We start from the raw sequence: 22,918 nt of genomic DNA, 5'->3' as shown, positions 1-22,918 counted from the left end.
AAACCGAATTTAAACAGACTGTCTGTTATCAGAATAAATATTCTGAAGTGCGATCACATTTTAAATTTATGTTAATTATGTTGCCGGGTTGATATTCCCCCGGCCACGGGAGAAAACCTTATTTTCGCGTTGCGTACCAGCAGAGCAACGACCCGGCGCAGACCATCAGCGCGCCTTGCCAGAACGAGAATGAAAGGGGGGAGCTTAACACTGCGGCAGCAAGCGCAGCAGAGAGTACGGGGGTAAAATAGGACACGGCAGCCAGCACCGTGACGTTACCGTGCAGGATACCAATATTCCATGCGGCGTAACCAAACCCAAGCGCAATGCCGCACATAACGAGCTTCACCACCACCGGGAGGGTAAACACCATGTCGGGCTGATCGCTCAGGGCATATTTCACCCACAGACTTAGCGCGGTCAGCAAGACAAACAGGGTGATGCCGTTTTGTCCTTTCGCAAATTTGCTGGTGACCGTGCAGTAGGCGGCCCAGATAAAGGCCCCGGCAAACGCCAGCGCATAGCTGAGAGGGCTGGAAACGACATTGCGGGTTATTTCTTCAAGGTGTAATCCCTCTTCGCCACCCAATACCCAGCAGACGCCCAGCAGCGAAATGACCAGGCCTGGGATCACCCACAGGGTCGATTTTTGCCCGTTAAACAAAATCGCAAATACGATCGTCAGGCTCGGCCAGAGGTAATTCACCATACCGACTTCAATCGCCTGCGCGCGCGTGGCGGCATAGCCCAGCGACAGCGCCAGGCATATTTCGTAGCTGACAAATAAAACGCTGCCCGCAATAAGATACCGCGGCGAGAACCGTCTGATATCAGGAAATCCTACCGTCACCAGGCACAGCAATCCGCTGAGGGTGTAGATCATTGCTGCACCGCCTACCGGGCCCAGTCCCTCACTCACGCTGCGAATAAGGCCGACCATGGTGCTCCATAACAATATCGCCGCCAGCCCAATAAGCGTTGCTCTCTTTCTGTCCATTACTTCGCCATCGCAATAAAAATCAAAGGAAAAATGTATCGCATTACGACTGTCGCTGTCGTGAATTATTCTCTTAAGCCGTTAATCAAAAAGGGGTAATGAAATATTGCGGGGGTGACTATTAAGGGGGGGAAGACAGATGACCTTGATTTGACGCAAAAAAATCAGGGGCTTTGCTGTTAGTTTGCGGCGCGAAGTCTTTTCAGATAACGAGGACAACAATGGACGTCAGCCGCAGACAATTTTTTAAAATCTGCGCGGGCGGTATGGCCGGAACAACAGCCGCAATGCTGGGATTTGCTCCCAAAATGGCGCTGGCTCAGGCACGCAACTATAAGCTGCTGCGCGCGAAAGAGATCCGTAACACCTGCACATACTGCTCCGTGGGTTGTGGGCTTTTAATGTATAGCCTGGGCGATGGCGCGAAGAACGCCAGAGAAGCGATTTACCACATTGAAGGGGATCCGGATCATCCGGTGAGCCGCGGGGCGCTTTGCCCGAAAGGGGCGGGGCTGCTGGACTACGTTCACAGCGAAAACCGCCTGCGCTACCCGGAATATCGCGCGCCGGGTTCTGATAAATGGCAGCGTATCTCCTGGGATGAGGCCTTCTCCCGTATTGCAAAATTAATGAAAGCCGACCGCGACGCCAACTTTATTGAAAAGAACGCGCAGGGCGTGACGGTCAACCGCTGGCTGACCACCGGCATGTTATGTGCCTCTGCGGCCAGTAATGAAACCGGTATGCTGACGCAAAAATTTGTGCGCTCTCTCGGCATGCTGGCGGTAGACAACCAGGCGCGCGTCTGACACGGACCAACGGTAGCAAGTCTTGCTCCAACATTTGGTCGCGGTGCGATGACCAACCACTGGGTTGATATCAAAAACGCGAACGTCGTGGTGGTGATGGGTGGTAACGCCGCTGAAGCCCATCCGGTGGGGTTCCGCTGGGCGATGGAAGCGAAAAACAACAATGATGCGACGCTTATCGTCGTCGATCCGCGCTTTACGCGTACGGCATCGGTGGCCGATATCTATGCGCCAATCCGCTCCGGTACGGACATCACGTTCCTGTCCGGTGTGCTGCTGTACCTGATCGAAAACAACAAAATTAACGCGGAATACGTTAAGCACTACACCAACGCGAACCTGCTGGTGCGGGATGACTTTGCCTTCGATGACGGACTGTTTAGCGGCTATGACGCCGAAAAACGCCAGTACGATAAAACGTCCTGGAACTATCAGTTCGATGAAAACGGCTATGCGATGCGGGATGAAACCCTGACGCATCCGCGCTGCGTGTGGAACCTGCTGAAACAGCATGTTTCCCGCTATACGCCGGACGTCGTGGAAAACATCTGCGGCACGCCGAAAGCGGACTTCCTGAAGGTGTGTGAGGTGCTGGCCTCCACCAGCGCTGCCGACAGAACCACCACGTTCCTGTACGCGCTGGGCTGGACGCAGCACACCGTCGGCGCGCAGAACATCCGCACCATGGCGATGATCCAGTTGCTGCTCGGCAACATGGGCATGGCCGGGGGCGGCGTGAACGCGCTGCGGGGTCACTCCAACATTCAGGGGCTGACCGACCTCGGACTGCTCTCGACCAGCCTGCCGGGCTACCTGACGCTGCCGTCTGAAAAGCAGACGGATCTGCAAAGCTATCTGGCGGAGAACACGCCAAAAGCGACGCTGCCGGACCAGGTGAACTACTGGAGCAACTATCCGAAGTTCTACGTCAGCCTGATGAAATCCTTCTACGGCGATGCGGCGCAGAAAGAGAACGACTGGGGCTTTGAGTGGCTGCCGAAGTGGGATCAGGCTTATGACGTCATCAAGTATTTCAACATGATGGATAAGGGCAACGTCACGGGATATATCTGCCAGGGCTTCAACCCGGTGGCCTCCTTCCCGGACAAGAACAAAGTCGTTCGCAGCCTGAGCAAGCTGAAGTACATGGTCGTTATCGATCCGCTGGTGACCGAGACCTCCAACTTCTGGCAGAACCACGGGGAATCAAACGATGTCGATCCGGCCTCGATTCAGACCGAAGTGTTCCGCCTGCCGTCCACCTGCTTTGCGGAAGAGGATGGCTCCATTGCTAACTCCGGCCGCTGGCTGCAGTGGCACTGGAAAGGCCAGGACGCACCGGGTGAAGCGCGTAACGACGGCGAGATCCTGGCCGGGATTTACCACCGCCTGCGCGAAATGTACCGCACCGAAGGCGGCAAAGGCGCTGAGCCGCTGCTGAAGATGAGCTGGCGCTACAAGCAGCCGGATCGTCCCGAGTCTGAAGAAGTCGCGAAAGAGAATAACGGCGTGGCGCTGGCGGATCTGTATGACGCGAGCGGCAATCTGGTGGCGAAGAAAGGTCAACTGCTGAACAGCTTCGCGCTGCTGCGCGACGACGGCACCACGGCCTCGTCCTGCTGGATCTACACCGGTAGCTGGACCGAGCAGGGTAACCAGATGGCCAACCGCGATAACGCCGATCCGTCAGGTCTGGGCAATACCCTGGGCTGGGCATGGGCGTGGCCGCTGAACCGTCGCGTGCTGTACAACCGCGCGTCGGCGGACATCAACGGCAAGCCGTGGGATCCGAAGCGCATGCTGATCCAGTGGAACGGGGCGAAATGGACGGGGAACGATATCCCGGACTACAGCACCGCCGCACCGGGCAGCAACACCGGGCCGTTTATCATGCAACCGGAAGGGCTGGGGCGTTTGTTTGCGCTCAACAAGCTGGCGGAAGGGCCATTCCCGGAGCACTACGAGCCGATGGAAACGCCGCTGGGGACAAATCCGCTGCACCCGAACGTGGTCTCCAGTCCGGTGGTGCGTATCTACGAAGACGACGCGCTGCGTCTGGGCAAAAAGGACAAATTCCCGTACGTGGGGACGACCTACCGCCTGACCGAGCATTTCCATACCTGGACCAAGCACGCGCGGCTTAACGCCATCGCGCAGCCGGAACAGTTTGTGGAGATAAGCGAAACGCTGGCGAAGGCGAAAGGCATTGCCAACGGCGATCGCGTGAAGGTGAGCAGCAAGCGCGGCTTTATTCGCGCGGTGGCGGTGGTCACCCGCCGCCTGCAGTCGCTGAACGTGCACGGCCAGCAGGTGGAAACCGTCGGCATCCCGCTGCACTGGGGCTTTGAAGGGGTGGCGCAGAAAGGCTACATCGCTAATACCCTGACGCCAAACGTCGGCGATTCCAACTCGCAAACGCCGGAGTACAAAGCGTTTCTGGTCAACATTGAGAAAGCGTAAGGAGCGATTAAATGGCGATGGAAACACAAGACATTATTAAACGCTCCGCGACGAACCCGATTACCCCCGCGCCTCGCGCGCGGGACTACAAGGCAGAAGTCGCCAAGCTTATCGACGTCTCCTCCTGCGTGGGCTGTAAGGCCTGCCAGGTGGCCTGCTCGGAGTGGAACGACATCCGCGACGAGGTGGGGCACTGCGTAGGGGTTTACGATAATCCGGCGGATCTGAGCGCCAAATCCTGGACGGTGATGCGTTTTAGCGAAACCGACCAGAACGGCAAGCTGGAGTGGCTGATCCGCAAAGACGGCTGCATGCACTGTGAAGATCCGGGCTGTCTGAAAGCGTGCCCGTCTGCTGGGGCAATTATCCAGTATGCCAACGGGATCGTTGATTTCCAGCAGGACAACTGCATCGGCTGCGGCTACTGCATCGCGGGCTGTCCGTTTAATATTCCGCGCCTCAATAAAGAGGATAACCGGGTATACAAATGTACCCTGTGCGTGGACCGCGTCAGCGTCGGTCAGGAACCAGCCTGCGTGAAGACCTGTCCCACCGGGGCGATCCACTTCGGCACCAAAAAAGAGATGCTGGACGTGGCGCAGCAGCGTGTCGATAAGCTCAAAGCGCGGGGCTACAACAAAGCGGGCATTTACAACCCGCAGGGCGTGGGCGGTACGCACGTGATGTATGTCCTGCACCATAGCGACCAGCCGGAGCTGTACCACAACCTGCCGAAGGATCCGGCGATCGATACCTCCATCAACCTGTGGAAAGGGGCGCTTAAACCGCTCTCCGCGGCGGGCTTTATCGCCACCTTTGCCGGGCTGATCTATCACTATATCGGTATCGGGCCAAACAAAGAGGTGGATGACGACGAGGAGGAGCATCATGAGTAAGTCGAAAATGATAGTGCGCACCAAATTTGTCGATCGCGCCTGTCACTGGACGGTGGTGATCTGCTTCTTCCTGGTGGCGGTATCGGGAATTTCGTTCTTCTTCCCGACGCTGCAGTGGCTGACCGAAACCTTCGGTACGCCGCAGATGGGGCGCATTCTGCACCCGTTCTTCGGCGTGCTGATTTTCGTGGTGCTGATGTTTATGTTCGTGCGGTTCGTCCATCACAATATTCCTGACAAGCAGGATATACCGTGGGTGAAAGGGATTGTCGAAGTCCTGAAGGGTAACGAGCACAAAGTCGCGAAGGTGGGGAAATACAACGCCGGGCAGAAGATGATGTTCTGGACCATCATGAGCATGATTTTTGTGCTGCTGGTGACCGGCGTGATGATCTGGCGTCCGTATTTTGCGCATTATTTCCCGATTCAGGTGGTGCGTTACGCGCTGCTTATCCACGCGACATCGGCCATCATCCTGATTCATGCCATCCTGATCCATATGTATATGGCGTTCTGGGTGAAAGGATCAATCAAAGGGATGATTGAAGGGAAGGTGAGCCGCCGCTGGGCGCAGAAACACCACCCGCGCTGGTACCGTGATGTGGAGCGACTGGAAGCAAAACAGGAAAGTACGGAAGGGATTAAGTAAGAGCAGCGCCGTCGGCTTTGCCCGGCGGCGCTGCGCTTGCGCGGGCCTACTCTTCAAATCAGAACCGCTCCTCCACATACCGGAACGGATATTTTGTGGGTTTGACTTTGCCGATTTTGCGCTTCGGTAAATCCACCTTGTCGACGTGAATTTCTTTATACGGGATCTGCGAAAGCAGATGCGAAATAATATTCAGGCGCACGCGTTTTTTATCCTCTGAACGCGCCACAAACCACGGCGCCCAGGCGGTGTCGGTGGCTTCAAACATGGCGTCGCGGGCGCGGGTGTACTCGTCCCAGAGGTTAAAGGATTTAATATCCATCGGCGACAGCTTCCAGATCTTACGCCCATCGTTAATACGGTCGCGCAGGCGGCGCTCCTGCTCTTTCGGCGTCACCTCCAGCCAGTACTTCAGCAGGATAATGCCGGCATCGACCATCGCTTTTTCCATAACCGGCGCGCCGTCTAAAAATTTCTCCGCCTGTTCCTCCGTGCAGAACCCCATCACTCGCTCAACGCCCGCACGGTTATACCAGCTGCGATCGAAGATCACGATTTCGCCAGCCGAAGGCAGGTGGGGCACATAGCGCTGGAAGTAGAGCTGGCTTTTTTCTTTTTCCGTCGGGGCAGGGAGCGCAACAACGCGAAACACGCGCGGGCTGACGCGCTCGGTGATCGCTTTAATGGTGCCGCCTTTGCCGGCACCGTCGCGTCCTTCAAAAACAATACACACTTTTAACCCTTTGGCGACGACCCATTGCTGGAGCTTAACCAGTTCGACGTGCAGGTGGCGGAGCTCTTTCTCATACTCTTTGGTCTTAAGCGGTGCATTCGTTACGACATCAACAGCGACAGGGGTTTTCTTTTTGCTTCCCATGATTGTCATCCTCAGGTTGTCCGGTGCGGAAAAAGCGAGGCCGCACTATGAAGTGTAATCCACCTGATATTATGCGTATTGTTTTTAGGTAATTAATGTCACGACACTTTTTTAAGCAGATACAGAGGTATTAACGAAGGTGCTTAGCACCTGTTTCCCTATGCAGATGCAATAAAATCAGCACATTTAATCCCATGCTCTGTATGTGGTTAATGTGATAATTTCATTCTTATTTACTTAAAGGAACTAAGAATGAGTTGGAATAAAGACGCTGCGGTTTCTTATCTCCGTTCACACGCTCTGGGGTGCTCTCATAGTGAATGTGCTAAGGATGCACTGATGAAAAGAATATTTTTATCATTCGTTATGTTGCTGGTGGGATGCAGTTCGGCTACCAATCAACATCATAGCGCGCAAGACGCTACCGAATCATTTTATAAATCCTATCTTTCCGTATTCGGCAGCGATGAAACCAGGCCTTATCCTGCCGACGAACTGCGTAAATATGTTTCTGCTGATACGATTGCTCGCATTAATACCATTCAGGAAATTTCTGAACAAGAGTTAATTGAGTCTGACTATTTTACGTATACTCAAGATTATTCTCGTGAATGGATACCTGCGTTACGAGTGGAAAACGCCAGGTCATTTTTAAACGGTGAAGTAGTCCAGGTCATTGAAGGGGCGGGTAACGGGAGAAGCATCCATCTTGAGGTATTTCTTCGTCGTGAAGATGATGCATGGAAAGTCTACCGCGTTCGTGACATAACGAACAATCATGAGCATCCTATTTTCAATGCTGGTGCTATTACACGCGCTAAAGCAGCGGCAGAGAGCGCACTGTAAAACTAGACCTTGAACCCTTTCCAGCCCTGACACCTGCCGGGGCTTTTTGTTTGCCACTCCCACCGCGTAGCAGTTGGAGAAAACTCCTGAATCAATGGATTAACCTGTCAGCCAGCTGATTTGAACTGGCTCACCATACAAGATTATTCAATAATGCCCGTTGCGAGTGATTAACCCGTGGTTGAGGTATGAAAAAGACAATATTTTCGTTGGCGCTTGGCACATTTGGCCTGGGCATGGCTGAATTTGGCATTATGGGCGTGTTAACCGAGCTGGCGCATGACACCGGTATTTCGATACCCTCCGCCGGGAATATGATCTCGTTTTATGCCTTCGGCGTGGTGATTGGCGCCCCGATTGTGGCGCTGTTCTCAGGCAAGTTCTCGTTAAAAACCACGCTGCTGTTTCTGGTTGCCCTGTGCGCGGTCGGGAACGCTCTGTTTACGTTTTCTACGTCATATTTCTGGCTGGCGACCGGGCGCCTGATTTCTGGTTTTCCTCACGGCGCGATTTTCGGCGTCGGGGCGATTATTCTGTCTAAAATTGCGCCGCCGGGGAAGGTGACGGTCGCGGTGGCCGGGATGATCGCCGGGATGACCGTGGCTAACCTGGTGGGCGTCCCGCTCGGCACCTGGCTGGGACACCAGTTCAACTGGCGTTATACCTTTTTCCTGATCGCCCTGTTCGATGCGCTGGTGATCCTCTCGGTGCTGATCTGGGTGCCGAACATCCATGACAAATCAGAAATTAAACTGACCGAGCAGTTCCAGTTCCTGAAGAAACCGGAGCCCTGGCTGATTTTTGCCGCCACGATGTTTGGTAATGCTGGCGTGTTCGCGTGGTTCAGCTTCGTTAAACCGTTTATGGTCAACGTTTCTGGCTTCTCCGAAGGCATGATGACCATCATTATGATGCTGATGGGCCTTGGCATGGTGTTGGGCAATATGTTGAGCGGTAAGCTTTCGGGACGTTTTAGCCCGCTGCGCATTGCGGCGACCACCGACATGGTGATTGTCGCCTCGCTGCTGCTGCTTTTTGTCTGTGGCGAACTGAAAACGGCCTCGCTGGTGATGGGCTTTATCTGCTGTGCCGGGCTGTTCGCGCTCTCTGCGCCGCTGCAGATCCTCCTTCTGCAAAATGCGAAGGGCGGCGAGATGCTGGGGGCTGCGGGCGGGCAGATGGCGTTTAATCTCGGCAGTGCGATCGGGGCGTACTTTGGCGGGATGATGATTACCCTCGGCTTTAGCTGGCGCTACGTCACGCTGCCTGCGGCGTTACTCTCGTTCTCGGCCATGAGTGCATTAGTGATCTACGGTTATCTGCGGGCCAGACAGGCTCAGGCTAACGCTCGCGCGCTAGCCTGATTGAAGTCAGGCAATCCAGGGCTCGCCCAGAGTCAGCATCAGGCGGTTGGCCCAGGCGAAGAACGCGGCGGACTGCACCAGATCAAGCTGGGCTAAGGTGTCCAGCCCCTCTTTTTCCAGCGCGGCAAGGTGCAGCGGCGTGGCGGCAGGCGGGGTTACCGACAGCGCTGCCGCAAAATTAATCTCCGCCTGCCAGCGCGCAGATTGCCCCTCGCTCAGGGATTGTCCCGGACGCACGGCCAGCAGGGCCTCTACCGCCGCGTCATCCTTTGACAGCTGGCTGGCTTTCCGCGCATGGACAGATGCGCAGTAGATGCAGCCGTTAATTTTACTGGCGACCGTTGCGGCCAGCTCGCGCTCGGCGCGCGGCAATCCCCCCGGCGTATAAAAAATCCCTTTATCCGTTAGCGTGCGCTGTTCAAGCACCGGCAGGTTGCGTCCCAGCAGGCGGAAGTAGTCGGAATCGGTGTGGCCAAACTTCGCCAGTACAGCAACCTCGTCATCACGAAAATCCGCCAGCGGTTTGGCGGCGATCCACGGCTCCCAGCCCAGTTCCTGCTGGGTGAAGGCGACGGGAGCCGCCTTTCCGGTGGCCGTGGTGGCGGTCGTGTGCCAGACGCCTGCCGCCACCGGCGCATCGCTTGTGGCGACAGGCCTGTCGTTCAGCAGCCGCAGCCCGGCAATCAGTCGGCTCTGGAAGCTGACAAAGGCGATAAGCTGCGCCAGAGTCACGATGCCTTCCTTGCTCCATCCCGCCTGGGTCAGCGCCCTTAACGATGTCGGCGTGGCTTCGACGGGGGAGAAGGTCAGCAGGCGCGCGAAATTGAGCGCCGGGGTCAGACGGTCTGAGGTCGGGTCTGCCAGGCCAAACCCCGCATAGTGCGCGGCCAGCGCCTCCGCGTTGTGCCACCTCGCAACTTTTGCCGCGACGGCGAAGCGCTCGTCCAGCGCAAAATCGCTATTCTGCTGAGTGAATAAGATTTCGTAGCTGCCCTGTGCGTGGCGCGTGGCGGCGTCCCGCGTGGCGCGCGCCTCTGCCAGAGGGGAACCGGGTTTAATTTCCGCCAGCTCGGCGAGAATGTCGTGACTTAATGACATAGGTATCTCCTCAATGGATATGGGGGGCAATATGTTCGGCGATCAGTTCGATGGAGCGCAGCGTGTCGCGATGGGTGGGCTCGACCGAATGGACCTGGAATGAGATGTCAGTGGCGCGCCTGAGAACGGAATCGACCTGCAGCGAACGCAGCACCGTCTCAGGCGAACCGATATGGGCGTCGAACTGGCGACGAAAATCTGTGACAGTGTCACCTTTAACCACGTGTCCGGCAGCGCGATGCTGCTGGGCCTGTTTCGTGAGACCCGGCGTTGCAACTTTCAGCGCATAGTCATCGCTGTCGGCGACGAATGCCGTACGAGAAGCCAGAATGCGCGGTGCGGTACCGGCGGGCAGCGCCTCAAGGTAGGCATCCACAATTGGGTTCTGGATCGCGTCAAGCGTTAAATCCAACTGGTCTGCCGGGCGCGGCTGCGTGCGGGAGAGCATTAAACCGTGTCCGGCCCGCGCGGCGCGAACGGCACCGTCGACGGAAAAGGTGGCAATCCAGATCCGGTCAGCCAGCTGTGGCGCTGGCGGGTAAAGGTGGTTATCCGGATGGGTGAGCGAATCCCCGCGCCAGGCGCTCTGGATCACATGTAGATGATCGGCAAAGGCCGCGCCGCGCTGTTCAAACGTCAGTCCGAACGGCAGGAAAGAGGTCGGTGTGCCGCCCGAACCAAAACCGACTTCGAGACGGCCATCAGCGAGTAAATCCAGCACGGCGGCATCTTCCGCCACACGCAGCGGGTTTTCCATCGGCAGGGTAATGATGGCCGTACCCAGCCGAATGGTTTCGGTATGCGCCGCAACGTGGGCCAGAAACAGCAGCGGTGACGGCAGGCCGCCTTCATTCTCATGGAAGTGGTGCTGCGCAATCCAGGCGCTGTCAAAACCGTGGCGTTCGGCGTGGCGGATCTGTTCTGTAGCCAGTCGATAGCGCTCTTTTGGCGTGGCATCGTCAAGCAGGCGGGTGAAAAATCCCAGGCGTTTTCGCGTCATGCGAACTCCTCCGTAGCGGGTGAAAAATGGGGAATGGCGGCAATCAGTTCGCGGGTATAGTCGTTCTGTGGCGACGTGAATAAGGTTTCGACGTCACCGTGTTCGACCACCTGACCGCTGCGCAGCACCGTGACGCTGTGGGCGATCCGGCGAACGGTGGAGAGATCGTGCGTGATGAACAGATAGGTTAATCCCAGCTGTTGCTGCAGCTGCTGAAGCAGAGCCAGAATTTGCGCCTGTACGGTGACGTCCAGCGCGGAGGTGGCTTCGTCCAGCACCAGAATAGTCGGCTTCAGGATCAGCGCCCGGGCGATGGCCACGCGCTGGCGCTGCCCGCCTGAAAGCTCTCTGGCTGTACGGGTCAGGAGTTCGACGGGCAGGGCAACCCGCTGCGCCACGGTCTCCACCCGGGCCTTTCGCTCCGCCTTAGCGAGTCGAGAAAAGTTCTTCAGGGGCTCTTCGATGATGTCAAACAGCGTCTGACGCGGGTCGAGAGAGGCGAACGGGTTCTGGTAGACAAACTGGATCTTCTGGCGCAGCTGACGACGGGCCTCGCGGCTGAGCGCGGTGGCATCAATGTCATCAATAATGACCTGTCCGTTATCCGCCTGTTCAAAACCCAGCAAAATACGGGCGAGGGTGGTCTTCCCGGAGCCGGACTCACCGACCAGCGCATGGGTGCTGCCGCGTCTGACGTCAAACGTCACCCGATCCAACGCTTGAAGCTGATGACCTTTACCCAGCGAGAACCGTTTGCTGATGGCCCGGGCGCGAATGGCCGGTGACGAGAGCGGAAGACCTGATACCGGGGCGATGGTCAGGCGCTGGCCCTGGAGATCGCTCAGTAGCTGACGGGTATAGGCGTGCTGCGGCGTGCGGACAATGTCGGCGGTGTCGCCGTGCTCCTGAACCTCACCGTTGCGAAACACCAGCAGCCTGTCCGCGCGCTGGGCAGCCAGGGCCAGATCGTGGGTCACAAACAGAACCGCAGTACCCGATTCCCGACGCAGGATATCCAGCAGATCGAGAATGCGTTTTTGCACCGTCACGTCCAGCGCGCTGGTGGGCTCATCGGCAATGATCACGTCCGGGCGCAGGGCAATGGCGATGGCAATCAGCACGCGCTGTTTCATCCCGCCAGAGAGCTGATGCGGATACTGCGTCATGCGCTGTTCGGGGTGGCTCAGGCCGACCTTTCTCAGCAGGGCGAGCACCTGCTCGTCACGCTGGAGAGCCGTTACCTTTTGGTGCAACTGAATAATTTCCCCGACCTGCACGCCGATCGTCTTGACCGGGTTGAGGGAATTACCCGGATCCTGCGGAACCAGGCTGATTCGCGCCCCGCGAAGGGTATCGAGACGCTTCGCTGACCACCGGCTAATCTCCTCGCCGTTGAGCACGATTTTTCCCGCATCGCGCCGGGCGTTATCCGCCAGCAGGCCAATGATTGCCTGTGCCGTGGTCGTTTTGCCGGATCCGGATTCGCCGACAAAGGCCAGCATTTCCCCTCGCCTGAGGGTAAAGCTGACGTTATGTACCACCTCGCGCCACTGGCGCGCGGTACGGTAGCTGATGGTCAGGTTTTCTACCGAGAGTACGGTCATTTCAGGCCTCCGCTGAACTGCTGGCTGATACGGTTGGTGGCAAGCACCACGGCGATGACGACCACGCCGGGGAAGGTGGTTAGCCACCATGCGGTAGAGAGATAGTTACGGCCTTCGGCGATCAATAAACCCCATTCCGGTACGGGCGGCGGGGTGCCGTAGCCGAGAAAGCTCAGCGTGGAGAGGGCCAGAATGGCCTGACCAAACTGCAGCGTAGCAAAGGCGAGGACGGCGGTTAAGGCATTGGGCAGTATGTGTCGCCACAGCACCGCCAGGAACGTCCCGCCGCTGCCGAACGCTGCCTCGACATAATCCGTATGGCGGATGCGCACCACTTCACCGCGCGCGAGGCGGGCGAAGCTGGCAATGGAGGCCACGCCGACGGCAATCGCGGCGTTAACGGTGCCAAACCCGAGCAGAATAATGACCGTCAGCGAGAGCAGCAGAGACGGAATGGACAACAGCACGTCGACAAAACGCATCAGGAAAGACTCGACGCGTCCGGCGAACGCCCCGGCGATGACCCCCAGGCCGGTGCCTGCCACCAGCCCCATCGTGACGGCAGCGAGCGCCGCGCTCAGGGAGTGGGACGCACCATACACAATACGGGTGTAAACATCGCGGCCAAGCTGATCGGTGCCGAGCCAGTGGCCCGCCTGCGGCGCCAGACGTTGCGCTCCGGCGATGCCCTCAATCGGGCTGTAGTGGGTTAACAGGCCGGGCGCCACGGCGGCAAAAAGCGCAATAATAATGACCGCCCATGCCAGCCACAGTCCGGGCTGCCACGCGACGCCCTGCCAGCCCGGAACGCGTTTTCGCGCAGCGGCAGCGTAATCAACCAGGCTCATGATGCACCTCCGGTAACGGTTTGCAGACGGGGATCCAGCAGCGGCATCAGCAGATCCACCAGCAGATTGATCAGGACAAAACCGAGGGCGGATATCATGACCACCGCCTGAAGCACGGCGATGTCCTGGTTGTTCACCGCCTGCTGGGTCAGCTGCCCGAGCCCGCTGCGGCCAAAAACGGTTTCGGTGATCAGCGCCCCGGCAATCAGCTCGCCCAGCAGCAGCCCGGCAATGTTCAGGACCGGCAGCAGGGCGTTGCCGGTGACGTGACGCCACAGCACAGCGGTTTCACTCAGCCCTTTAGCCCTGGCCACGGCGACAAACGGCTGCGTCGCCACCTGGTCGAGGCTGCGCATCAGGATTTGTGCCAGCGGGGCGGAGATCGGGATCGCGACGGTCACGATCGGCAGGATCAGCCCCTGCAGCGGCGTCGGGTTAATCACCGGGATCAGCCGCAGCTGGAAAGAAAAGAGCTGGATGAGGGCAATCCCCAGCCAGAACGTCGGTAAGGAGATAAACAGGACCGGCAGAGACTGGAGGGTATTACTTAGCCAGCGCAGACCCGGCAGGCGCGACGCAAAGGCCAGCGCAAACGCCAGCAGGACCGCGAGTAAAAAAGCGGGCAGGGCGAGGCTCAGGGTATCCGGCAGATTGCTGGCAATCAGCTCGCTGACCGGCACCCCGGCCTGTAACGAGTAGCCGAAATCCCCGCGCAGCATCGCCAGCAGCGTGTGGCCGTATTGCTGCCAAAGCGGGCTGTCCGCGCCGTAGGCCACGCGCATCTCCTCGATTTGCGCCGGGCTTAAGCCCAGGTCCGGGTTCTGAAATTTAATCAGCACCGCGTCGCCCGGCAGCACCTGGAGCAACACGAACGAGAGGGTAAAGGCGGTCCACAAGACCAGCAGCCCGTGCCCAAAACGTTGAAGAAGTGCGTGGCGCATCGTCAGCTCCTCAGTGTTTCTCTATCCACGCGCCGTAGAACGACGGGCGGCCGACTGCTTCAAAATTGACGCCTTTCAGCCACGGCGCACCGGCAAAGACCTGCGGCTCTTCGAAAATCGGAATGACGTAGGCGTTATCCAGCAGGTAACGCTGGGCATCGCCGGTCAGCTGCAGGCGTTTTTGTGGATCAACCTCTGAGGAGATATTCACCAGCAGCGCATTCAGCTTGTCGTCACGGAAGCTTTTGACCTTGTCGCTGGAGCCGCCTTTTTGCAGCAGGGCGTCGCGGTTAGCGGGGTAGAACATGCTTTTCACCACGTCCGGATCGGCGCGGCCCACTTCGGAGACGGTTAACGGGGTTTTCAGCGGATCAAGGTTATCCAGCGTGCGGCTGCCTGCGTCGCCGGCTTTCACGTTCAGCGCCACGCCCACCTGACGCCACTGCTGGGCAACCAGCTGCAGCACCTCTTTATTTTGTGGCTGCGGCAGGGATTCATACACCGTCAGCGCCAGCCGCTGTCCATCCTTGGTGCGGATCCCGTCGCTGCCTGCTTTCCAGCCTGCCTCGTCCAGCAGCTGGTTGGCTTTTGCCGGGTCAAAGGACAATTTGTCGCTGAGATCGACAAAGCCAGCGGCGGAATCGGCAATTACCGACTTCGCCTGCGGATAGTTAGCCGAGAAGAGGGTCTCAACCACCTGTTTTGCATTGGTGGCATGCAGCAGCGCCTGGCGCACGCGAATATCGGAGACCAGCGGGTTATCCGGACGGAAGCTAATGCTGTCGTTCACCCCGCGGGTCGGGGCGGCGTAGATTTTATAGCCCTGATCGGTCGCCTGCTTTTCGTCATACGCCTGCACCTGGCGAATAAAGTCGGCCTGACCAGCCAGCAGGGCGCCGACGCGCACGCTGTCTTCCTGAGTCACGATAAACTTGATGCCATCAAGATTGGCTGGCCCCTGTTGCGCCAGATTTTTGGGCCCCCACTGGTAGTCCTTACGTGCTTCCAGCGTCACTTCGCGACCCAGCTTCTCGTCCTTCACCACAAACGGGCCTGAGCCAATGATATGCCGGGCGTCACCCAGCTCTTCAAAATTGCGCTCGAGCGTGCTGAGCGAGACCAGGCCCGACCCGATGGTGGCGGTGCCCTGCAGGAATCCCGGTGACGGTTTTTTGAAGTAGAACTTCACGGTCAGCGGGTCGACCACTTCGCTGCGATCGTAGTTATTGATCACTTCTGACACCGGCAGGCGCTGCGCCTTGTTGCCCAAACCGTAGGTATCAAAGTTTTTCGCCACGGCGTTAGCATCCAGCGGCGTGCCGTCGGAGAAGGTGATCCCCGGGCGAATTTTGAAGGTGTATTCGGTTTTATCGGCGTTGGTGGTCCAGCTTTCGGCCACCCACGGTTCGACCTGCAGCGTCTTTGGGTTCTGCCACGTCAGTTTGTCGGTAATCTGGTTCAGAATGCCCCCGTTCGGGTAGAAGCCGCCGGCAGGCGGATAGAGGTTGGTGTGCGCCTGTTGCTCCAGATAAATCAGCGTGCCGCCTTTAACAGGCGCATCCGCGGACCAGGCGGCGGTGGTCGTCAGAATCAGCGCCGTCAACAGCGGCAGACGAAATGGGGTTTGCATGGTGAATTCCTTTGTTATCTTCTTGTTAGCGTCGGATTCATCATCGGGCGCAGGGGAAAACAAGGGAACAAAGGAATTAAGATAAGGATTGCCGGAAAATGGCTATAAAAAAACCGCCCCTGTCAGGAGCGGTAATTGAACGGTGGGTGATTATGAACGCAGGTCAATCACCATACGGCCACGGATCTGGCCCTGTTCCATCTCTTTGAAGATGGCGTTGATGTCCTCGATCGGGCGCATCGTGACTTTCGGCACGACTTTACCTTCAGCGGCGAACTGGAACGCTTCCTGCAGATCCTGACGGGTACCGACCAGCGAACCCACCACCTGAATGCCGTCCAGCACCAGGCGAGGAATGTCGAGGCTCATCGCTTCCGGCGGCAGACCAACGGCGACCACGCGGCCACCGGCACGCACGGCATCCACCGCCGAGTTGAAGGCGGCTTTTGCGACGGCAGTGACGACTGCGGCATGCGCGCCGCCGGTTTTTTCCTGCACAATTTTAGCGGCATCTTCGCTGCGGGAGTTGATGGTGAGATCCGCACCCATGCTGGCCGCCAGCTTCAGCTGTTCGTCGTTAACGTCAAGGGCGATGACTTTGGCGTTAAAGACGTTTTTGGCGTACTGCAGCGCGAGGTTACCCAACCCGCCGAGACCGTAAATCGCAATCCACTGGCCCGGTTTAATACCCGATACCTTCACTGCTTTGTAGGTGGTGACACCCGCGCAGGTAATGCTGCTGGCCGCCGCCGAATCCAGACCGTCCGGCACTTTTACCGCGTAATCCGCGGTGACGATGCACTCTTCCGCCATGCCGCCGTCAACGGAGTAACCGGCGTTTTTCACGTCACGGCACAGGGTTTCGTTGCCGGAATTACAGTATTCGCAGTGCCCGCAGCCTTCAAAGAACCAGGCCACGCTTGCGCGGTCGCCGACTTTCAGCGACTTCACGCCAGGGCCGACTTCTTTAACGATACCAATCCCTTCATGGCCCAGGATGACCCCGGTTTTATCGCCGAAATCACCGTTCTTCACGTGGAGGTCGGTATGGCATACGCCACAGCACTCCATCTTCAGCAGGGCTTCCCCATGCTTTAGCGGGCGTAAGGTTTTTTCGGTAACGTTGACCTGGTGATCCTGAGTGACAACAGCAGCCTTCATGTGTATCTCCTTGTTCATGATAAGAATCTGCATAGCAGGTGTAGTACCTCTTAAGGATTAATACATTAGCCTGGTAATGCAAGGCTGCAGCAACATAATGTCATCATTTGATTCGATTTCAGATTAAGAATACGGCGTTCCTCTAATAATTAAGGGGGAAAATTCTGGCCCGGCGAGGCGCTCGCCGGGCGCAGACTTACAGCTGGGCTTCTATCTCCTCTATCTCTTTACGCCATTGCGCCTGCAGCTGCGGCTTTTGATGCTTCGGCTTACGCGCCAGATCGTTTTCCAGCAGCGTTTCCAGCGCGACCAGGCGTTCAAGCAGATCGTCATACGGCGAGGGGCGATCCGTCGGCGCCGCGATGTCAGGCGCAGTGGATGTGACCAGCCCCGCGCGTTCACGCAGCCGCTCAAACACCGCTTCTGCATCGTGCCACTCGCTCAGTTTTCCCTCTTCAATCAGCCAGAAACGGTTGCAGCTTTGGCTAATTAACTGACGGTCATGGCTGACCAGCAGGACGCCGCCTTCGAACTGCTGAAGGGTGTGCGCCAGCGCCTCTTTGCCTTCCATGTCCAGGTGGTTGGTAGGCTCATCCAGCATCAGCAGGCTATAGCGGGCAAGCGTCAGGCCAACGAACAGCAGGCGCGAGCGTTCGCCTCCGCTGAGCGTGCTGACCGTTTGTCCGTGACGCGCCCACGGGAAACCGGCGCTTATCAGGGCCATTTTGCGGTTCTGCGGATCCGGAGCGAAAGGCTCCAGCGCGTCGAGCAGCGTGGCGTTGTCGGGCAGCTGATTCAGCGTCTGGTCGTAATAGCCCGGCGACACGCGCGGGTGCAGCTTCAACCCGTCGTGGGTCAGTTCATCGGTAAACTGTCGCCAGATAAGCTTCATCAGCGACGATTTACCGCAGCCGTTACGACCGACAATCGCCACGCGATCGCCGCTTTTTAACCGCGCAACGTCGACGCTGAACAACGCAGGCAGGCCCGGAGCAGGGGGCACGTCAAGGTTTTCCATCTCCAGTAAACGGTCGGCCCGCAGCGCGTCGCCGCGAAGGGTTAGCGTCCACGGGCTACCTGCCGTGAGTTCCGTCTGGCTCTCCCTGAGCCGTTCGACCTGCTTTTCCATCTGTTTGGCTTTTCGGGCCAGGTCTTCGTTGTCGTAAACCTTGCCCCAGGTCGCCAGCCGCTTCGCGCTGGCGGTCACGCGGTCGATCTCCTTTTGCTCCGCCTTGTGGCGCTGCGCATCGCTCTCATCTTTTGCTTCAAGCGCCTTGCGTGCTGCCGTACAGGGAAGGGCAAAGTAGTGCAGCGTTTTATCGCGCAGGATCCAGCTGCCGTTGGTGACGGCATCCAGTAGCTGTCTGTCATGCGAGACCAGCACAAAGCTGCCCGACCAGTTCTGTAGGAAGTGTTCCAGCCAGAGCATGGTCGGCAGGTCCAGGTGGTTGCTGGGTTCATCCAGCAGGAGCAGGTCCGGCTCGTGAATCAGTGCCCGGGCCAGCAGCAGGCGGGTGTGCTGTCCGCCGCTCAGCGTGGCGGATTGCAGCATCGTATCCTGCGGCGTGAAGCCCATGCTTGCCAGCAGCGTTTCGGCTTTCCAGCGCAGGCTTTCCCGTTCAGTTGAGGGCAACTGGGCCAGGACGGCATCCAGCATGGTCAGCGGAAAAATAGCGCCCGGGAGATGTTGCTCCACGCGTGCCATCAGGCAGTGCCCGGCCAGCGAGACCGTTCCGGCGGCGGGGGAGTCAGTGCCGTCCAGCACCTTCAGCAGCGTACTTTTACCGCAGCCGTTGTCGCCCAGCAGGCCAATGCGATCGCCTTTTTTCAGCGTAAAGGAGAGTGAGTCGAAGAGCGTGCTAAACGCCGTATCAACGCGTAAAGATTGTGCAGTGAGTAAAGTGCTCATTGTTGCTTACCCAAGAGTTACAGGCATGTTTATGCCTCGTCAAACATCGCTGACGATAACTCAGTAAGCCCGAGAGAAGGGATTTCAGGGGTTGGTGTCTTCGCTCAAGCAGAAGTTATCGCAGCACGATACCGATAACGCTTGAGCTGGTGCGATCACCAAATGTATGTGAAACATTGAAAATTTCACGATACAGCATAATTGGCCTCCTTATATATTCAGTGGGTTAATGGATGAAAGGAGTGTAGCGGGGGAAAAGGGGTTTGGCTAGTGGGTATTCGATGGTGCGGTTTGTTGCCCTCACCCTGACCCTCTCCCACAGGGAGAGGGAAAACAGCCAGCCCGTAGGCCCGGTAAGCGAAGCGCCACCGGGCGGAGCGGATTAAATCGACGTACGGCGATAGCTGCGGTATTCAGGCTTCCAGAAGTTGTCGTCGATGGCCTGCTGCAGCGCGTCGGCAGAGGTTTTCACCGCCACGCCCTGCTGCTGCGCCATTTTACCCACCGCAAACGCGATAGCGCGCGACACCTTGTGAATATCCTTCAGCTCAGGCAGAACCAGACCTTCGCCGTCGTTGACCAGCGGCGAGTGGCCCGCCAGGGTTTCGCTCGCCGACATCAGCATTTCGTCGGTGATTCGGGACGCGCCGGAGGCAATCACCCCCAGACCAATGCCCGGGAAGATATAGGAGTTGTTGCACTGGGCAATCGGATAGGTTTTATCCTTCCACACCACCGGATCGAACGGGCTGCCGGTCGCAACCAGCGCGTTACCTTCGGTCCAGGCGATGATGTCCTGCGGCGTCGCCTCCACGCGGGAAGTCGGGTTAGACAGCGGCATCACGATAGGGCGCTCGCAGTGCTTGTGCATCTCGCGAATAATCTCTTCAGTGAAGAGACCGGTTTGCCCGGAAACGCCGATCAGAATATCCGGCTTCACGTTGCGCACGACGTCCAGCAGGGAAAGGACTTCGTTGTCGGTATCCCAGTTTTTCAGGTTTTCGCGTTTCTGCACCAGCTTCGTCTGGAATGGCAGAAGGTTCGGCATGCCGTCGGTCAGCAGGCCGAAACGGTCCACCATAAAGACGCGGGAGCGGGCCAGCTCTTCGCTTAAGCCTTCGCGCTGCGTCTGGGCGATAATCTGCTCGGCAATACCGCAGCCTGCGGAGCCTGCGCCAAGGAAGACGATTTTCTGGTAGCTCAGCTGGCTTCCCGCTGCACGGCTGGCGGCGATAAGCGTACCCACCGTGACGGCTGCGGTGCCCTGGATATCGTCGTTAAAGGAGCAGATCTCATCGCGATAGCGGTTCAGCAGCGGCATCGCGTTTTTCTGCGCAAAGTCTTCAAACTGCAGCAGCACGTCCGGCCAGCGGTGCTTCACGGCCTGGATGAAGTCGTCGACAAACTGATAGTACTCGTCGTCGGTAATACGCGGATGACGCCAGCCCATATAGAGCGGGTCGTTGAGCAGCTGCTGGTTGTTGGTGCCGACGTCCAGCACTACCGGCAGGGTATACGCCGGGCTGATGCCGCCGCAGGCGGTGTAGAGTGAGAGCTTACCGATTGGGATCCCCATCCCGCCAATGCCCTGGTCGCCGAGGCCGAGAATACGTTCGCCGTCAGTCACCACAATCACTTTGATATTGTGGTTAGGCACGTTCTGCAGAATATCGTCCATGTTGTGACGGTTCTGATAAGAGATGAATACCCCGCGGGAGCGACGGTAGATCTCTGAGAAACGCTCGCAGGCGGCACCCACCGTCGGGGTGTAGATCACCGGCATCATCTCTTCAAGATGGTTTTGTACCAGGCGATAGAAGAGGGTTTCGTTGGTGTCCTGAATGTTGCGCAGGTAGATGTGTTTGTCGATTTCAGTTTTGAAACCCTGGTACTGGATCCACGCGCGCTCTGCCTGTTCTTCAATGGTTTCAACCACTTCAGGCAGTAAACCCAGCAGGTTAAAGCTGCTGCGCTCTTCCATGCTGAAGGCGCTGCCTTTGTTGAGCAGGGGGAATTCGAGTAAAACCGGTCCGGCATATGGGATGTATAAGGAACGATGTTTTTTCAGTTTGTTGTCCATGTCACTCACTCTTTTTATGAAGATCCGTCCCTGACACTGCTGTTTGTCATCTTTCTGGCCTGTGCGATGGGGTGCGGTCCGGCGGTATTATAAAGGAGCTAAATATTAATTACCGCAACACATAAACAAAAACACCATCGGGATTGCCGATGGTGTTCTGGATCTCAGTCTGGAACTTACTTGCCCGCGTGGCGTTTTCTGCCGGTGGCGTGAGTGACTTGCGTTTCGTGGTCGCCTTCAATCACCACTTTGCGCTGATTAGAAAGCTTGTAATTCAGTCCCAGAATATGGCGTGCCTGACGGTTCGATTTCATATTAACTCCTCAATCCTGTTGATAGTTTTAAGGACCAGTTTGCTTACGCAAACGAAATGTAACCCCTTAGGTTGCAGATCCAGCTTAGCAGGTTTTTACAAGGGTGCGTTTTGCCCGCTGACGACGTAGTTAATGGTCTGCTGGTAGATGTCACTGAGGATGTCATTATCTGTGGATTCCACCCACTTGGTCAGTTCCATCAAAATGTCATCTTCAGTCACAGCACCGTGCTCGGCGTGAAGACCCTGTGCAATCGCGTTAACGAGTTCAGGTTGTGCTGCTGCGGTATTTGCCGGGTAATAAGTAAACATGCTGCCTCCGTGTCGTTGTCTGTTTAATGGTACGGCTCGCAAAAAAATTAATTCATAAACAGAATGGCAAATATTTTCCCGGTTGTGGCTCAGATTCATCTTAGAAATAAAAATGACATAAGTGTATGCTTTTGTGTGGTTTTGAAATGTGGGGGTAAATCGACGTGGCGTTGAGAGAATATTATGACGGTGCTCCTGCTATCACGAAAATATAGCAGGAGCAGAGTTTACATTACCACTTCATTTCGCCGGTATTCACCTTAGCGCTTAATTCCAGCGAGCTCTCTTCAGCCAGGTTCGGATACTGTTTTTTCAGGGTGCTGATGACGCCTGCAGAATCTTTATGAACGGATAAGGCCTTTTCAAAGCGCTGGAGATAGTCACGGGTAAAATCAATCGCCCCCGTCCCGGCTGGTGGGGTGCCCAGATAGTGACCCGGGATGACGCGCTCGGGTTTGTGCGCCGCCATATTCACCAGCGTTTCCTGCCACTGCTTACGGCTTTCCGCTGTCTGGGTGTCTGCCGTCCAGACGTGAATTCCCCAGGCTACCCCGGTGCCGCCGAGGATGGTTTTCGCTGACGGGATCCACACATAGGCCGCGTAGCTGTCAGGCTGTTCGATATCGATCTTTTCTCCGTCCACCATAAACGTGGTGGAGGCGAGCACCTGCGGGACGACCAGCTCGGTTGGCGCGCCGTCTTTCATCTGCGGACCCCAGAAGGCGAGCTTGGCGTCTTTGGTAGCCTTGATGTGGTCAACCACATGCTGCGTGGCCACCACTTTGGCGTTCGGGAAGGCTTTGACCAGCGGCTGCAGGCCAAAATAGAAATCCGGATCGCCGGAGGTGATCACAATCTTGTTCAGGGTTTTACCGCTTTGACGAATTTTCTCTACCAGCGCTTCGCCATCCTTCACGCTAAACTGCGCGTCAAACAGCACCGCTTCTTTCGGGCCGGAAACCAGCGTGGAGGAGACCGCGAAAATGCCTTTCTCCTGAGGGTTATAGGTATCAATGCTCAACGGTGCGGCAAAAACAGCCGGAGTGAAAAGCGTGGAAAGCAGGGCTATGTGGGTGAATTTCATGCTGTTGTCTCTGTTGTTCAGGAATGTCTCTATTGTACGG

General features: G+C 57.2%; 19 protein-coding genes. 5 read left to right on the top strand and 14 right to left on the bottom strand.

From position 1 onward, the window contains the following. Window positions 1-118: 118 nt before the first annotated feature. Window positions 119-997, bottom strand: coding sequence for an aromatic amino acid DMT transporter YddG (gene yddG, locus KGP25_RS12400; RefSeq protein ID WP_008501732.1), 879 nt, complete (start codon window positions 995-997; stop codon window positions 119-121). Window positions 998-1,218: 221 nt separating this feature from the next. Here yddG and fdnG point away from each other — a divergent pair, with 221 nt between their 5' ends. The 3 genes from fdnG to fdnI are packed head-to-tail and all read left to right on the top strand — an operon-like array spanning window position 1,219 to window position 5,811. After that, window positions 1,219-4,266: a formate dehydrogenase-N subunit alpha gene (fdnG, locus tag KGP25_RS12395; protein ID WP_223539031.1), complete on the top strand. Its 3,048-nt coding sequence runs from the start codon at window positions 1,219-1,221 to the stop codon at window positions 4,264-4,266. Between the two features lie 11 nt (window positions 4,267-4,277). Further along, entirely contained in the window at window positions 4,278-5,162 is an 885-nt protein-coding gene (fdxH, locus tag KGP25_RS12390) for a formate dehydrogenase subunit beta (protein ID WP_069719171.1), read from the top strand. Next, window positions 5,155-5,811 carry a formate dehydrogenase-N subunit gamma gene (fdnI, locus tag KGP25_RS12385; protein ID WP_048223347.1) on the top strand — a complete coding sequence of 219 codons (657 nt, stop codon included), beginning with the start codon at window positions 5,155-5,157 and terminating at the stop codon, window positions 5,809-5,811. The genes fdxH and fdnI overlap by 8 nt, the downstream gene beginning before the upstream one ends. A 58-nt stretch (window positions 5,812-5,869) precedes the next feature. On the opposite strand, the gene ppk2 is transcribed toward fdnI, so the two are convergent. After that, window positions 5,870-6,688 carry a polyphosphate kinase 2 gene (gene ppk2 / locus KGP25_RS12380; protein ID WP_223539030.1) on the bottom strand — a complete coding sequence of 273 codons (819 nt, stop codon included), beginning with the start codon at window positions 6,686-6,688 and terminating at the stop codon, window positions 5,870-5,872. Between the two features lie 252 nt (window positions 6,689-6,940). On the opposite strand from ppk2, the gene KGP25_RS12375 reads away from it, so the two are divergent. Both KGP25_RS12375 and araJ read left to right on the top strand, forming a co-directional pair. Continuing rightward, on the top strand, window positions 6,941-7,534 hold the full coding sequence (locus tag KGP25_RS12375) for a YbjP/YqhG family protein (protein ID WP_223539029.1): 594 nt from the start codon (window positions 6,941-6,943) through the stop codon (window positions 7,532-7,534). Window positions 7,535-7,722: 188 nt separating this feature from the next. Next, the gene (araJ, locus tag KGP25_RS12370) at window positions 7,723-8,898 is read left to right on the top strand and encodes an MFS transporter AraJ (RefSeq protein ID WP_223539028.1); all 1,176 of its coding nucleotides are present in this window, start codon (window positions 7,723-7,725) and stop codon (window positions 8,896-8,898) included. Window positions 8,899-8,904: 6 nt separating this feature from the next. Here araJ and KGP25_RS12365 read toward each other — a convergent pair whose 3' ends face one another. The 12 genes from KGP25_RS12365 to KGP25_RS12310 all read right to left on the bottom strand — a co-directional run bounded on the left by KGP25_RS12365 (window position 8,905) and on the right by KGP25_RS12310 (window position 22,878). Continuing rightward, on the bottom strand, window positions 8,905-9,996 hold the full coding sequence (locus KGP25_RS12365; RefSeq protein ID WP_223539027.1) for an alkylhydroperoxidase domain protein: 1,092 nt from the start codon (window positions 9,994-9,996) through the stop codon (window positions 8,905-8,907). 10 nt (window positions 9,997-10,006) lie between these two features. Then, the gene (locus tag KGP25_RS12360) at window positions 10,007-10,996 is read right to left on the bottom strand and encodes a putative FMN-dependent luciferase-like monooxygenase (protein ID WP_223539026.1); all 990 of its coding nucleotides are present in this window, start codon (window positions 10,994-10,996) and stop codon (window positions 10,007-10,009) included. Next, window positions 10,993-12,600, bottom strand: coding sequence for an ABC transporter ATP-binding protein (locus tag KGP25_RS12355; protein WP_223539025.1), 1,608 nt, complete (start codon window positions 12,598-12,600; stop codon window positions 10,993-10,995). The genes KGP25_RS12360 and KGP25_RS12355 overlap by 4 nt, the downstream gene beginning before the upstream one ends. After that, window positions 12,597-13,448, bottom strand: a complete 852-nt coding sequence (locus KGP25_RS12350; protein WP_025910991.1) for an ABC transporter permease — start codon at window positions 13,446-13,448, stop codon at window positions 12,597-12,599. Before KGP25_RS12350 ends, KGP25_RS12355 begins: the two co-directional genes overlap by 4 nt. After that, window positions 13,445-14,389 carry an ABC transporter permease gene (locus tag KGP25_RS12345; protein WP_223539024.1) on the bottom strand — a complete coding sequence of 315 codons (945 nt, stop codon included), beginning with the start codon at window positions 14,387-14,389 and terminating at the stop codon, window positions 13,445-13,447. Before KGP25_RS12345 ends, KGP25_RS12350 begins: the two co-directional genes overlap by 4 nt. Window positions 14,390-14,399: 10 nt before the next feature. Continuing rightward, window positions 14,400-16,019, bottom strand: a complete 1,620-nt coding sequence (locus KGP25_RS12340) for a TIGR04028 family ABC transporter substrate-binding protein (protein WP_223539023.1) — start codon at window positions 16,017-16,019, stop codon at window positions 14,400-14,402. Between the two features lie 150 nt (window positions 16,020-16,169). Further along, window positions 16,170-17,180: an alcohol dehydrogenase AdhP gene (gene adhP, locus KGP25_RS12335; RefSeq protein WP_008501719.1), complete on the bottom strand. Its 1,011-nt coding sequence runs from the start codon at window positions 17,178-17,180 to the stop codon at window positions 16,170-16,172. A gap of 196 nt (window positions 17,181-17,376) precedes the next feature. Beyond that, the gene (locus KGP25_RS12330; protein WP_223539022.1) at window positions 17,377-19,089 is read right to left on the bottom strand and encodes an ABC-F family ATP-binding cassette domain-containing protein; all 1,713 of its coding nucleotides are present in this window, start codon (window positions 19,087-19,089) and stop codon (window positions 17,377-17,379) included. A gap of 382 nt (window positions 19,090-19,471) precedes the next feature. Continuing rightward, the gene (locus tag KGP25_RS12325; RefSeq protein WP_008501715.1) at window positions 19,472-21,169 is read right to left on the bottom strand and encodes an NAD-dependent malic enzyme; all 1,698 of its coding nucleotides are present in this window, start codon (window positions 21,167-21,169) and stop codon (window positions 19,472-19,474) included. Between the two features lie 176 nt (window positions 21,170-21,345). Beyond that, entirely contained in the window at window positions 21,346-21,483 is a 138-nt protein-coding gene (gene sra, locus KGP25_RS12320; protein ID WP_008501714.1) for a stationary-phase-induced ribosome-associated protein, read from the bottom strand. Between the two features lie 95 nt (window positions 21,484-21,578). Then, window positions 21,579-21,794 carry a biofilm-dependent modulation protein gene (bdm, locus tag KGP25_RS12315; RefSeq protein ID WP_013096534.1) on the bottom strand — a complete coding sequence of 72 codons (216 nt, stop codon included), beginning with the start codon at window positions 21,792-21,794 and terminating at the stop codon, window positions 21,579-21,581. A gap of 232 nt (window positions 21,795-22,026) precedes the next feature. Beyond that, window positions 22,027-22,878, bottom strand: coding sequence for a Vmh family MBL fold metallo-hydrolase (locus KGP25_RS12310; protein ID WP_048223329.1), 852 nt, complete (start codon window positions 22,876-22,878; stop codon window positions 22,027-22,029). Window positions 22,879-22,918: the final 40 nt, after the last annotated feature.

It is taken from the genome of Enterobacter sp. JBIWA003 (assembly GCF_019968825.1).
Taxonomy (GTDB): domain Bacteria; phylum Pseudomonadota; class Gammaproteobacteria; order Enterobacterales; family Enterobacteriaceae; genus Enterobacter; species Enterobacter quasiroggenkampii.
The sequence above is the reverse complement of the archived record's forward strand: the minus strand, read 5'-3'. Positions and strand labels throughout refer to the sequence as shown.